Annotated in this window: 12 protein-coding genes; 4 read left to right on the plus strand and 8 right to left on the minus strand. The window is 70.7% G+C overall.

The window, feature by feature from the left end; translation table 11 throughout:
• Positions 1-21 precede the first annotated feature (21 nt).
• The 3 genes from G3I60_RS12890 to G3I60_RS12900 form a co-directional block, all read right to left on the minus strand.
• Positions 22-936, minus strand: coding sequence for a hypothetical protein (locus tag G3I60_RS12890; protein ID WP_164293569.1), 915 nt, complete (start codon positions 934-936; stop codon positions 22-24).
• Between the two features lie 126 nt (positions 937-1,062).
• A complete protein-coding gene (locus G3I60_RS12895; RefSeq protein WP_164293570.1) occupies positions 1,063-2,442 on the minus strand; it encodes a chloride channel protein in 1,380 nt (459 codons plus the stop codon).
• Positions 2,439-3,002, minus strand: coding sequence for a potassium channel family protein (locus tag G3I60_RS12900; RefSeq protein WP_164293571.1), 564 nt, complete (start codon positions 3,000-3,002; stop codon positions 2,439-2,441). Before G3I60_RS12900 ends, G3I60_RS12895 begins: the two co-directional genes overlap by 4 nt.
• A 138-nt stretch (positions 3,003-3,140) precedes the next feature.
• On the opposite strand from G3I60_RS12900, the gene G3I60_RS12905 reads away from it, so the two are divergent.
• From G3I60_RS12905 to recX, 4 genes are all read left to right on the plus strand, one after another.
• Positions 3,141-3,335 carry a DUF3046 domain-containing protein gene (locus G3I60_RS12905; protein WP_138358569.1) on the plus strand — a complete coding sequence of 65 codons (195 nt, stop codon included), beginning with the start codon at positions 3,141-3,143 and terminating at the stop codon, positions 3,333-3,335.
• A gap of 114 nt (positions 3,336-3,449) precedes the next feature.
• The gene (locus tag G3I60_RS12910; RefSeq protein WP_164293690.1) at positions 3,450-4,535 is read left to right on the plus strand and encodes an AI-2E family transporter; all 1,086 of its coding nucleotides are present in this window, start codon (positions 3,450-3,452) and stop codon (positions 4,533-4,535) included.
• Positions 4,536-4,750: 215 nt separating this feature from the next.
• Positions 4,751-5,869 carry a recombinase RecA gene (gene recA, locus G3I60_RS12915; protein ID WP_138358567.1) on the plus strand — a complete coding sequence of 373 codons (1,119 nt, stop codon included), beginning with the start codon at positions 4,751-4,753 and terminating at the stop codon, positions 5,867-5,869.
• 4 nt (positions 5,870-5,873) lie between these two features.
• A complete protein-coding gene (recX, locus tag G3I60_RS12920; protein ID WP_164293572.1) occupies positions 5,874-6,443 on the plus strand; it encodes a recombination regulator RecX in 570 nt (189 codons plus the stop codon).
• Positions 6,444-6,548: 105 nt separating this feature from the next.
• Here recX and G3I60_RS12925 read toward each other — a convergent pair whose 3' ends face one another.
• From G3I60_RS12925 to G3I60_RS12945, 5 genes are all read right to left on the minus strand, one after another.
• On the minus strand, positions 6,549-8,234 hold the full coding sequence (locus G3I60_RS12925; RefSeq protein ID WP_164293573.1) for an FAD-dependent monooxygenase: 1,686 nt from the start codon (positions 8,232-8,234) through the stop codon (positions 6,549-6,551).
• A 276-nt stretch (positions 8,235-8,510) separates the two neighbouring features.
• Positions 8,511-9,362, minus strand: a complete 852-nt coding sequence (locus tag G3I60_RS12930) for an amino acid ABC transporter permease (RefSeq protein ID WP_138358561.1) — start codon at positions 9,360-9,362, stop codon at positions 8,511-8,513.
• Positions 9,359-10,006 carry an amino acid ABC transporter permease gene (locus tag G3I60_RS12935; protein WP_138358559.1) on the minus strand — a complete coding sequence of 216 codons (648 nt, stop codon included), beginning with the start codon at positions 10,004-10,006 and terminating at the stop codon, positions 9,359-9,361. Before G3I60_RS12935 ends, G3I60_RS12930 begins: the two co-directional genes overlap by 4 nt.
• Before the next feature lie 207 nt (positions 10,007-10,213).
• Positions 10,214-11,137, minus strand: coding sequence for a glutamate ABC transporter substrate-binding protein (locus tag G3I60_RS12940; protein ID WP_138358557.1), 924 nt, complete (start codon positions 11,135-11,137; stop codon positions 10,214-10,216).
• A gap of 161 nt (positions 11,138-11,298) precedes the next feature.
• Complete coding sequence (locus tag G3I60_RS12945; protein WP_164293574.1) at positions 11,299-12,075, minus strand: amino acid ABC transporter ATP-binding protein; 777 nt, start codon at positions 12,073-12,075, stop codon at positions 11,299-11,301.
• Positions 12,076-12,207 lie beyond the last annotated feature (132 nt).

A 12,207-nucleotide genomic window follows, 5' to 3' on the forward strand; every position in this document is an offset into this window, starting at 1 on the left:
ATCGAACCGCCCGACCACGTTTCAGATGATGGGGCGGCCGTAGGCGCGCAGTGTCCGCAGGGCCTCGATGGTGATGATCGGCCGCCACTCCAGCCGGGTGCCCGGCGCCCATGCGCGCCAGCGCATCGGCCAGCCGCCGTCCTCGCCCTGCTCCGCCGTCAGGAAGTCCAGCGACCGTTCCAGCTCCGCGTCGGTGAACCACTGCCGGGCCAGCGAATCCGGGCCGCGGGCGTAGTCGTACGCGAAGTGGTACTCGCCCGGCGCGTATCCGGCGGGCAGCGGATACCGGTCCGCGCGGTCCGGATCCAGCACCACCAGCTGCTGCTCGCGCACCAGCTTCCCCAACCGGTGTGCCGCGTCCCGTGCCCGCGCCCGGTCGGGGACGGCGTCCAGGAACGCAACCGCCGCCTCGACCTCGTACGGATGCGTCGCGTCCAGTGCCTCGATCGCCGCCCAGCAGAAGTCCGTGGCCCGGAACAGCCACGCGTGCCACACCCCGTTGTCGTGCAGCGTTCCCACCACAGGACCCGTCGCCAGCAAGGAGCCCTTCGGGGCCTCGACGACCTGGATCCACGGTGCCGCCGGATAGCCCCGCAGCGAAGGATGCACCGCGGGCAGCGCCCCCTCCGCCGTCGACACCTCCGTCAGATACCGGCACACCCGCTCGGCCCGCTGCCCCCCGCACCGCCCGATCCCGTCGAGCACGCGCAACGCGTGCGCCGTGGGCAACGGCTGGCTCACCGGCCCCCGCAGATCCGGTTCCAGGGCGTGCCCGAAGCCGCCGTCGTCGTTGCGGTAGGCGTTCAGCGCGATCTCGACCGCCTCGGCCGCCGCGTCCGACCCGTCGAGGAAGTGGAAGGTGAACCTGCGCTGCTCGAGCACGCGCGCGGTCAGCCACACGAAGTGCTCTGCGCGCGCGAGGGGAGTTCCTGGCATGTCCGCACAGTAGGGCGCCTTCCCCGCAGTGCATACGCCTGGCACAAGGGAGCACCCGGCCGTGCGACCCCAAGCCCCCATGCGCGGGATCCTCCCGCCCCGAAGTTGACGATTCCGGCGGGCTCCTCAGGCCTTCGTCGGGTCGGGAGCCGATGCCGGGACCGGAGTCGGCGGTGCCGGCCCGGGCCAGGACGGCAGCAGCTCCGTGGTGACGAAGGCGACGACGGCCGCCAGGATCACGACCGGCATCATGGCCGAGCTGCCGAGCAGCAGGACCACGAGCACCACACTGCTGACCGGCAGCCGCAGGGCGCTGGCCGCCGAGGCCGCCATTCCCGCCGCCAGGGCCGGAACGATCCCCAGGCCCGGAAGAGGCGCGCACAGGACGCCCGCGGCGGCCCCCAGGAAGAGCGCGGGGAAGATGGGGCCGCCTCGCAGGCTGCCGAGACAGAGCGCGTACGCGGCGCCCTTGAACAGCAGGACGGCGACGAGCGCCCCGATCCCCCAGGCGTGCGGGTCGCCGGCCAGCGCGGCGAGCGTGCTCTGGCCCGACGAGGCGACCTCGTCGGGCGCGCGGTCGGTGATCAGCGCGTAGAGGGCGGCGCAGCCCGCCGCGCCCAGCGCGCACAGCACCGTCCGGGGGAACGTCCGTACCGGGACGAACGCCGCGGTCAGCCGGCCCGCGCCCAGCACCAGGTGCACGAAGGTGCCGATGGCCACGGCCAAGAGCAACGACCAGAGGACGTCCCCCGCGTCCAGCCGGGGAATGGGGGTGGGCAGCTTCAGCGCCAGGCTGCCGGTCTGCAGCCCGGTCCACCGTCCGAAGCCGGTGAACACCAGCGCCCCCACCCCGCTGGACAGCAGGGCCGGCAGCATGACGGCGAACAGCTGCGGACCGCCGACCCCCGCCACCTCGATGAGCAGCACGGCCGCGATCAGCGGGTTGCCGAAGATGGCCGCGATGGCCGCGGCGGCCCCGGCCGCGGCCAGAAGGGCCGTGCTCTGCGGGGTCGCGGCGCCCCGGGCGAGGTTTCTGAAGAGCAGCGCCAGGCCGCTGCCGAGCGCGATCAGCGGCGCCTCGGGTCCCAGGACCGCGCCGAACGGCAGACTCGCCATCGCGGCGAGCAGCACACCGGGCAGCGCGATGGGCGACGCGCCTCCGACGTGCAGTCCGGAGGCGGGGACGTGGCCGCCCCCGCCGGGCAGCCGCGTGGCGATCAGGCCGACACAGACACCGGCGATCGCGAGGAGGGGCAGCGGCCACCACCACGGCGGGGTGTCCCAGCCCCAGGCGTGCGGGATATCGGCCCACAGCACGTGTTCCAGCTGGTGCATCCCGACGAGGAACCAGAACGCGGCAAGGGACACCGGGATGCCGATGAGGGCGCAGAGGACGAGCGACTTGAGGTAGCCCGGCGTCAGCAGGATGGCCCGCAACAGGTCCGGTTCCTCCGGCTGCGCCTCGCCGTCCGCGGCTGCCGCCGTCCGGGGTTTCGGTTCCGTCATGGGCCGTCCTCCGGGAGTTCCGACGGGGTGGGCGATGCCGTCCCCCGCCGCCGCAGCCCGATCCGGACCGCGCCGAAGAGAACCTTCGCGATCAGGCCCACCAGGATCAGATCGGCGATCATCTGCACCGTGGTCAGCACCCGGCTGAGCTCGGTGACGGGCGTGATGTCCCCGAAGCCCACGGTCGCGAACACCGTGACGGTGAAGTAGAGCGCGTCGGTCCGGTTCAGTGGCTCCGAGAACGATCCCGGCCGGTCCCTGGCGACCAGGAAGTACGTCGAGGAGAACAGCAGCAGGAACAGCGGCACGGCGGTGGCCAGCGCCTCGATGGCGCGCAGCCCCGGATACGCCGCATGAGTGACGGCGACCACCTGCCAGGCGATCAGGCAGCCGAAAGCGAGCAGGCCCAGGACGAGCAGAGTGGCAGTGGTCGCGTTGAGCGCGCGGTCCAGCGGCGCCAGGTAGTACAGCCAGGTGAGCAGTACGGCCGAGGCCGCAGAGCGGAGCAGACATCCCACCAGAACCCGCCGGCGCTGCCGCGTGATGGGGATGCCGCTCATCACCTCTCCTCACAACGGGCCTCGGCGGCCCTGCGGCCATTGCAACACCCACCCCAGCCCCCCGCACCTCGCGCTCCACCCCTCGCCCCCGTCCGCCCGCCCCCCTTCGCACCGCTCGCGGCGCGGGATACTGGGCGCATGAAGTTGACGGTGTTCTGGGAGCGGATGCGGGCGCAGTTCGGGGAGGGGTATGCGGATTCGTTTGCCCGGGATCATGTGATGGCGGAGCTCGGCGGGCGGACGGTGTGGGAGGCGCTGGACTCGGGGTGGGAGGCCAAGGATGTGTGGCGGGCGGTCTGTACGGCGATGGATGTGCCGGCCGGACGGCGCTGAGACCGCGGAGGGTTGGTCCCGGACTTTCCGCCCCGCGCGTTCAGACTGGGGTTCGTGTCAGGAACCGGCGAGAGCACCGTTCAGAAAGAGGAGCCACCGGCTCCGCGTGCGGGGATGCCGCGGTGGCTGCCGCGCGCGATGATGCTGGCGCTGGTGCTGGTGGGCTGCTTCCAACTGGCCGGCTGGGCGTTCCACCAGGTGACCGGGCTGCTGATCAACATCCTGATCGCGTTCTTCGGCGCGCTGGCCGTCGAGCCGGCGGTGGACTGGATGGCGGCGCGCGGGATGCGGCGCGGGGTGGCCACGGGGCTGGTCCTGCTGGGGGCGATCGTCGCGGTCGCGGTGTTCGTGGTGGCGCTCGGCTCGCTGCTCGTGGACCAGATCACGACGATCGCCGACAACTTCCCGCAGTATGTGAACGACGTCGTGGTGTGGCTCAACCAGAACTTCCACACGAAGCTGGACGTCGGGAAGCTGCAGGACAACGTGCTGCACTCCGACTGGCTGCGCAACTACCTGCAGAACAGCGCGGGCAATGTGTGGGGGCTGTCGGCCACGGTCCTCGGGGGCGTCTTCCAGCTCTTCACCGTGGTGCTGTTCGCGTTCTACTTCGCGGCCGACGGACCTCGGCTGCGCCGGGCGCTGTGCTCGGTGCTGCCGCCGGCGCGGCAGGCGGAGGTGCTGCGGGCGTGGGAGATCGCGGTCGCCAAGACGGGCGGGTACATCTACTCGCGGGCGCTGATGGCGCTGGTGTCGGGCGTCGCGCACTACGTCCTGCTGCAGGTGCTGGGGGTGCCGTACGCCCCGGCGCTGGCGGTGTGGGTGGGGCTGGTGTCGCAGTTCGTGCCGACGGTCGGGACGTATCTCGCGGGCGCGCTGCCGATGCTGATCGCGTTCACCGAGGACCCGTGGGACGCGCTGTGGGTGCTGTGCTTCGTCGTGGTCTACCAGCAGTTCGAGAACTACGTGCTGCAGCCGCGGATCACGGCGAAGACCGTGGACATCCACCCGGCCGTCGCCTTCGGGTCGGTCGTCGCCGGTACCGCGCTGCTGGGGGCGGTCGGCGCGCTGGTCGCGATCCCGGTGACCGCGACGCTGCAGGGGTTCTTCGGGGCGTACGTGAAGCGGTACGAGGTGACGGACCCGAGGGCGCACGGGCCGCGGCGGCGGCCCTGGCTGCGGAGAAGGCATCGGACGTGAGACATCAGCCCGGGGAGAGAAGACAGCGCACCATCGCCCCTGAGGCCCCGCGTGTCGCTTGACACGCAAATCGAACATCCATTCTCATGGGTGGTCCGGGCCGGTTATCCGCGGAGGTTTTCCACAGCTCGGAGCGACGGCCGGGCGCATTGTCAGTGGCAGGGACTAGCGTCATGGACGTGAAGCGATCGACTCAAACATCCCGGGTGGAGCCCATGGCAGGTAACGACCGCGAGAAGGCGCTGGACGCCGCGCTCGCACAGATTGAACGGCAGTTCGGCAAGGGCGCGGTCATGCGCCTCGGCGACAAGCCGAACGACCCCATTGATGTCATCCCCACCGGGTCGACCGCACTGGACGTGGCACTCGGCGTCGGCGGTATCCCGCGTGGCCGTGTGGTGGAGGTGTACGGGCCGGAGTCCTCCGGCAAGACCACCCTCACGCTGCACGCGGTGGCCAACGCGCAGAAGGCCGGCGGCACGGTGGCGTTCGTCGACGCCGAGCACGCGCTGGACCCCGAGTACGCCAAGGCGCTCGGTGTCGACACGGACAACCTGCTGCTCTCCCAGCCGGACACCGGCGAGCAGGCGCTGGAGATCGTGGACATGCTGGTCCGCTCCGGCGCGATCGACCTCATCGTGATCGACTCCGTGGCCGCCCTCGTGCCGCGGGCCGAGATCGAGGGCGAGATGGGTGACTCGCACGTGGGTCTGCAGGCCCGGCTGATGAGCCAGGCGCTGCGCAAGATCACCGGTGCGCTGCACCAGTCCAACACCACGGCGATCTTCATCAACCAGCTCCGCGAGAAGATCGGTGTGATGTTCGGCTCGCCGGAGACCACCACCGGTGGCCGCGCGCTGAAGTTCTACGCCTCCGTACGACTCGACATCCGCCGTATCGAGACGCTCAAGGACGGTACGGACGCGGTCGGCAACAGGACCCGTGTCAAGGTCGTCAAGAACAAGGTCGCACCGCCCTTCAAGCAGGCAGAGTTCGACATCCTCTACGGCCACGGCATCAGCAAGGAGGGTGGCCTGATCGACATGGGTGTCGAGCACGGCTTCGTCCGCAAGGCCGGTGCCTGGTACACGTACGAGGGCGACCAGCTCGGCCAGGGCAAGGAGAACGCCCGTAACTTCCTCAAGGACAACCCGGACCTCGCCGACGAGATCGAGAAGAAGATCAAGGACAAGCTCGGCATCGGTGTCCGGACCGTAGCCCCCGGCGTGGAGCCGGGCGCGGACGCGGCGGGTCCGGCGGCCGATCCCGCCAAGGCCGAGGTTCCGGCGCCCAAGACGGTGAAGGCGACCAAGGCCACCGCGGCCAAGGCCTGAGGCCGTGGCGAGTCGGTACCCCGATCGCGGCGGCTCTTCCGAGTCGAGGGCCTCGAAAGAGCCGCCGCTCAGCCCGGAGGAGCAGGCGCGGGCGTTGTGCCTGCGCCTGCTCACCGGGAATCCCCGCACGCGTCAACAGCTCGCCGACGCGATGCGCAAGCGGGAGATCCCGGACGACGTGGCGGAGCAGTTGCTGGAGCGGTTCCAGGAAGCCGGCCTGATCGACGACCAGGCGTTCGCCAACGCCTGGGTCGAGTCGCGGCACCGCGGGCGGGGCCTCGCCCGCCGGGCGCTGGCGAGGGAGCTCCAGACCCGCGGGGTGGACGCGGAGCTGGTCACCGAGGCGGTGGGCCAGCTCGACTCCGACCAGGAGGAGGAGCGGGCCCGCGAGCTGGTGGACCGCAAGTTGCGGACCACCCGCGGGCTGGAACGTGACAAGCGGCTGCGCCGCCTCGCGGGAATGCTCGCCCGCAAGGGCTACCCGGAGGGCCTCGCCCTCCGGGTGGTCCGCAGGGCCCTGGAGCAGGAGGGCGAGGACGAGCCGGATGTCCTGGAGTACCACCCGCTGGGATGACCTCCCGCTGGAAAGACGTCCCGCTGGAACACCTGCCGCTCACGCCCACTCCTGCCCGTTCCCGGCCGCTCACGCCCGGGAACGGACTGCCGCTGGGGCGGCGGGTCAGGGCGTCCGGCCGCTGACCGGTTCGTCCTGCGGTGCGGTCCGGTGCGGGGGGCCGCCGCGGGCCAGGTCCGCGTAGGAGTACAGCTCGGCCGGGCGGCAGCCGACCATCGCCGTCACCAGATGGCCGTCCGGGCGGATCAGCAGCACGCTGTGCGCCGTCGCACCGGGATAGCCCTCGGTCACCAGCAGCTCGGCGCGCATCGGCAGCGCGGCGACCGCCGACGCGAGCCGTGGCATCAGACCGGCCGTCAGCCAGTGCCGGCTGTCCCAGACACCGGTGCCCGGGGCGATCAGCATCACCAGCAGGTTCTGGCCCAGCCGGTCCCGCAGCCGGCCGACCGTGCCGTCCAGCGCCGTCACCGGCACATCGACGACCAGCCCGCCCGGGGGAGTGGCGCAGGTGGCGACCAGCGGTGATCCGGCGGTCTTGCCGCCGCCGCTGCCGCCCCCGCCCGGCCGCGGCGCGGGCAGGGCGAGCGGCGACCGGCCGTAGACCGGCGGGGACGCGGCGGATCCCCGGCCGAGGTGGCTGTCGGTCAGCAGCTCGGCGTGCCCGCGGGCGGATCCGGAGAGCAGCGAATGGCGGACCATGTTCCAGGTCCCGCCGGCGCGTACCAGCGGCAGCGCCTGGTCGGTGGCGCGCAGCCGGGCCCCGACCGCCTCGCGCCGCTCGGCCTGATAGCTGTCGAGCAGGGTGTCGGACGCGCCCTCGTGCCAGGCGAGCGCGAGCTTCCAGGAGAGGTTCTCGGCGTCCCGCAGGCCCTCCTCCACGCCCTGGGCGCCCAGGGCGCCCATCAGGTGGGCGGCGTCGCCGGCGAGGAACGTCCGGCCCACCCGCCAGCGGCGGGCGAGCCGCTGGTGCACCGGGTACTCGGCGGAGCCGACCAGTTCGTACGGTACGACGCTGCCGCACCACGTGGTCAGGATGGAGCGGATCCGGGTCACCAGCTCGTCGGGGGTCAGCAGTTCGCCCCGGGCGGGCAGCAGCCAGTCGAAGCGCCACAGGCCGTCCGGCAGCGGACGGGCCGTCACCTCCTGGCCGGTACCGGCGCCGGGCGGATCACGGTGCAGCAGGGCCACACCGGGTTCCGGGAGGTCGACGCGCAGCGCGGCGACGGCGTGCCGGTCGACGGCGGTCTTCCCGGGGAAGCGCACCGCGAGCAGCTTGCGGACCGTCGAACGCGGCCCGTCGCAGCCCACCAGATAACTGCCCCGCCACCAGGTGCGGTCGGCGCCCCGGGTGTGCACGGTGACGCCGGTGGCGTCCTCGTCGACCGCGTCGACGCGGGAGCCGGTCACGATCCGCACGAGGCCGTGGCCGTGCAGGGTCTGCCGCAGGCCCCGTTCCAGCCGGTGCTGGGAGATGTGCACCGGGGACGGCCGGGCGGGCTCGTCGTCGGACGCGGGGCCGAAGTCGACGCGCAGCACCTCCTGCCGCCGGCGCAGGGTGCGCCACCCGGTCCAGGTGGTGCCGTCCGCGTACACCTGCGGATAGCCGAGCCGTTCCAGCAGGGCGGCGGTATCCGCGCCCAGGACGGTGGTGCGTGGATGGCGCAGGTCGTCACGGGCGTCGGCCGGCCCCTCGGCTTCGTCGAGGACGATGGTCGGGACACCGCGTTTGGCCAGAGCGAGCGCGAGGGCGAGGCCCACAGGGCCCGCCCCCGCGACGATCACCGGGTCCACAGGGCGGTCCCCGGAAGATGTGCAGTCACGATACGTATGCAATCCACTGCGGGTGCGTGCGTCAAGTGACGGCGGAACGTCGGCGCGGTGCGAACCGACACACCGTCACTCCGCGAGCCGACGTACCGTCACTTCCGTCACCGGCCAGGCACCGGCCAGGCACCGATCAGGCACCGGTCAGGCACCGATCAGGAACCCATCCGTCACCGACGCACCGTCAATTCCAGCGCGGCGACGGCACATCCGCACCGCCGTCACCCCGCCGTCACCCCGCTGTCACTCCGCCGTGGCGACCAGGGCCTCCGCCTCCGGTGTGGCCGGCGGCGCGCCCTTCGGGCTGCGGCGGGCGCGCTTCTCGACCCAGGTGGCGACGGCGGACAGGAGCATGCACATCGCGATGTAGATCGTGCCGATGACGAGCAGCACCTGGAAGTACGGGTAGTTCCCGAGGGTCGGGGTGTTGCCCGCCAGGATCCGGCCGACGTACAGCAGTTCGGTGTAGGCGATCAGGTAGCCGAGCGAGGTGTCCTTCAGGGTCACCACGAGCTGGCTGATGATGCTGGGCAGCATGGCCCGTACGGCCTGCGGGACCAGGATGGTCAGCATGACCTGGGTCTTGCGCATGCCCAGCGCGTAGGCGGCCTCGCTCTGGCCCTTGGGCACGGAGTTGATACCGGCCCGGAAGATCTCCGCCTGGACCGAGCCGTTGTAGAGCGTCAGACCGATGACCAGGGCCCAGAAGGGCTCGAAGACGGTCGCCCACAGCAGATAGATCATGATGATCAGCGGCAGTGCGCGGAAGAACTCCACGGCCGCCGAGGCGGCGATCCGCACCGGCTTGTGGTCCGAGAGCCGTCCGGCGGCGAACACGGTGGCCAGCAGCAGCGAGAAGACCGCCGCGAGGGCGAACGCCTTGAGAGTGGCGACCACGCCGTCCGTGATCTGCTGCTGGACCCCGGCGTACTGGAACAGGTCCCACATGTAGGACTTGAACTCGCCCTTGGAGTTGAGCCGCATGGCGAAGAAGACCAGCAGCCCGGCGAGCGCCAGGCTGCCGACGACCGTGTAGATCCGGTTGCGCAGCCGGGTCCTGGGGCCCGGGGCGTCGTACAGAACACTCGCCGTCATCGGGCCACCGCCAGCCGGTTCTCGAGCAGCCGGAACAGGCCGCTGATCGCAAACGTGATGATCAGGTACGCGAGGGCGATCCAGATGAAGATCACGGTGAGGTTGAGCCCCTGGTCGCTCAGGAGCTTCTGGGTGGAGAACAGCTCGGTGACGCTGAAGGCGCCGGCGATCGCCGAGTTCTTGGTCAGCGCGATCATGAGGCTGCCGACCGGCGCGATGACCGTACGGGCCGCCTGCGGAAGGATGATCAGCCGCAGGATCTGGGTGAACGTCATCCCGATGCTGCGCGCGGCCTCGGCCTGGCCGAGCGGGACGGTGTTGACGCCGGAGCGCACCGCCTCGCAGACGAACGCCGAGGTGTAGAAGCCGAGCGCGAGCACCGCCAGCTGGTACGAGCTGAGGCCGGTCGTGAGGACCTCGGGCACGATGAAGGTGGCGACGAGGAACAGCAGGGTCAGCGGGGTGTTGCGCAGCAGCGTCACCCACAGCGTGCCGAAGGCCCGCAGCGGAGGCACCGGTGAGACCCGGAACGCGGCTATCAGCACCCCGAGCAGCAGGGCGAGCACCGCGCTGGCGCCGGTGAGCGACAGCGTGCCGAAGAACCCCTGGCGGAACAGGGCGAAGTTGTCGACCAGCACGTTCATCGTGGCTCACCTCGCCGGTTCGCTGGGGTCTGGCGGAAAGGCCAGGAAGGCATCGTCGGTCCAGGGCGTGCGGGGGGTACGACGGGTCGCGCCCCGGAGGGAAGCAGCATCGAGGTTGGCCTCACGAGGGCGTTGCGGCCCGCCGGCCGGCCGGCGGCCCGTCGCGGGAACGACGGTGCCGCGACGGCCGGCCTGCGGGTCGGCTGATCAGTAGCGGTCGAGGGCCGGCGGCGCGGTGTACGGGGCGCCGGACAGGCCCAGCGTCGCGTCGTAGGCCTTCTTGTAGTCGCCGTTGTCCTGGTGCGCCTTCAGTGCGTCGCTGATCGCGTCGCGCAGCGCCTTGTCGTCGTGCGCGAGGCCGACGCCGTACGGCTCCTGGGAGAACTGCTTGCCGACCACCCGGAACTTGCCGGGGGCCTGCGCCGCGTAGCCCTTGAGGATCGCGTCGTCGGTGGTGACCGCGTCGACCTGGCCGGTCTGGAGCTGCTGCACGCAGTCCGAGTACTTGCCGAGGGCGTTGACGACGGCTCCGTACTTGGGGTCCTTGATGCGCTCCAGCGGCGTGGAGCCGGTGATGCTGCAGACCTTCTTGCCCTTGAGGCTGTCCGGGCCGGTGATGTCGGTGTTGCTCTTGGCCACGAGCAGGTCCTGGCCGGCGATGTAGTACGGGCCGGCGAAGGAGATGTCCTTCTTGCGGGCGTCGTTGATCGTGAAGGTGCCGACGTAGTAGTCCGCGTCGCCCTTCTTGATCGCCGGCACGCGCAGGCTGGAGTCGAAGGTCTTCCACTCGATCTTGTCGGGACCGAAGCCGAGGTCCGCGGCGACCATCTTGGCGATCTCGATGTCGAAGCCGTTGCGGTCGTTGGAGCCGGGCGGCTGGAAACCGAGGAACGGCTGGTCGGACTTGACGCCGATGACCAGCTTGCCGCGCTGCTGAGCCTTCTTCAGTACGGCGGAGTCGAGCGTGACGCCCGTCTTCGGCGTGTACGTCGGCAGCTTCGGGGCGTCGGCGCCGGTGGTGGGCTTGGCGCCGGGCGCGGTCGGCGTGCCCTCCTTGCCGCCACAGGCGGTCGCGGAGGCGGTCAGCGCCAGGACGACGAGTCCGGCGGCGGCGGATTTACGGATATTCATGGGGACATCCCTTGCGTCGTCAGTCGTCAGTCGTCAGTCGTCGGTCATCAGTCATCGGTCATCAGTGCGTCGTCGTACGTCAGCCGTCGTACGTCAGCCGTCGGTCGGCCGTGGTGCGGGGCCGGCCGCGCGCAGGGGCGCCCGCCGGCCGTCAGGCAACGTCAGTGGTGAAGGATCTTCGAGAGGAAGTCCTTGGCGCGGTCGCTGCGCGGATTGCTGAAGAACTGCTCCGGCGTCGCTTCCTCGACGATCCGTCCGTCGGCCATGAAGACGACCCGGTTGGCGGCGGAGCGGGCGAAGCCCATCTCGTGCGTGACGACGATCATCGTCATGCCGTCCCGGGCGAGCTGCTGCATGACTTCCAGCACCTCGTTGATCATCTCCGGGTCGAGTGCGGAGGTGGGCTCGTCGAAGAGCATGACCTTGGGGTCCATCGCCAGCGCGCGGGCGATCGCGACCCGCTGCTGCTGTCCGCCGGAGAGCTGCGCGGGGTACTTGTCCGCCTGGACCCCCACGCCGACCCGGTCGAGCAGCTGCCGGGCCCGGTCCTCGGCCGCCTTCTTGTCGGTCTTGCGGACCTTGACCTGTCCGAGCATCACGTTCTGCAGAACGGTCTTGTGCGCGAAGAGATTGAAGGACTGGAAGACCATGCCCACATCGGCACGCAGCCGGGCCAGTTCCCGCCCTTCCTGGGGAAGCGGCTTCCCGTCCACCGTGATGGAGCCCGAATCGATCGTCTCCAGCCGGTTGATGGTGCGGCACAGCGTGGACTTGCCGGACCCCGAAGGACCGATGACGACCACGACCTCACCGCGGGTGATCGTCAGGTCGATGTCCTGGAGCACGTGCAGCGCGCCGAAGTGCTTGTTCACGCCTCCCAGTACGACCAGGTCATCGGTCGCCGGCGCGGCGTCCTTGGTCACTGAGACTTCGGTCATCGGCCTGTGCTCCATCCTCGTCGGTCTGGCAGACCTTAGTGATGCATGATGACGAGCGTCATTACATCTGAGCTGAACTTGAGCATCACGATTCGGATACTCTCCGCCACGAGTGATGTGCCCTGTGTTGTC

The sequence above is a fragment of the Streptomyces sp. SID13666 genome (assembly GCF_010548325.1).
Classification (GTDB): domain Bacteria; phylum Actinomycetota; class Actinomycetes; order Streptomycetales; family Streptomycetaceae; genus Actinacidiphila; species Actinacidiphila fildesensis.

Excerpts from the sequence above, each read along its gene's own strand:
- G3I60_RS12890 (WP_164293569.1), bottom strand. The coding sequence starts at position 936 with ATGCCAGGAACTCCCCTCGCGCGCGCAGAGCACTTCGTGTGGCTGACC.
- G3I60_RS12895 (WP_164293570.1), bottom strand. The coding sequence starts at position 2,442 with ATGACGGAACCGAAACCCCGGACGGCGGCAGCCGCGGACGGCGAGGCG.
- G3I60_RS12900 (WP_164293571.1), bottom strand. The coding sequence starts at position 3,002 with ATGAGCGGCATCCCCATCACGCGGCAGCGCCGGCGGGTTCTGGTGGGA.
- G3I60_RS12905 (WP_138358569.1), top strand. The coding sequence starts at position 3,141 with ATGAAGTTGACGGTGTTCTGGGAGCGGATGCGGGCGCAGTTCGGGGAG.
- G3I60_RS12910 (WP_164293690.1), top strand. The coding sequence starts at position 3,450 with ATGCCGCGGTGGCTGCCGCGCGCGATGATGCTGGCGCTGGTGCTGGTG.
- recA (WP_138358567.1), top strand. The coding sequence starts at position 4,751 with ATGGCAGGTAACGACCGCGAGAAGGCGCTGGACGCCGCGCTCGCACAG.
- G3I60_RS12930 (WP_138358561.1), bottom strand. The coding sequence starts at position 9,362 with ATGACGGCGAGTGTTCTGTACGACGCCCCGGGCCCCAGGACCCGGCTG.
- G3I60_RS12935 (WP_138358559.1), bottom strand. The coding sequence starts at position 10,006 with ATGAACGTGCTGGTCGACAACTTCGCCCTGTTCCGCCAGGGGTTCTTC.
- G3I60_RS12940 (WP_138358557.1), bottom strand. The coding sequence starts at position 11,137 with ATGAATATCCGTAAATCCGCCGCCGCCGGACTCGTCGTCCTGGCGCTG.
- G3I60_RS12945 (WP_164293574.1), bottom strand. The coding sequence starts at position 12,075 with ATGACCGAAGTCTCAGTGACCAAGGACGCCGCGCCGGCGACCGATGAC.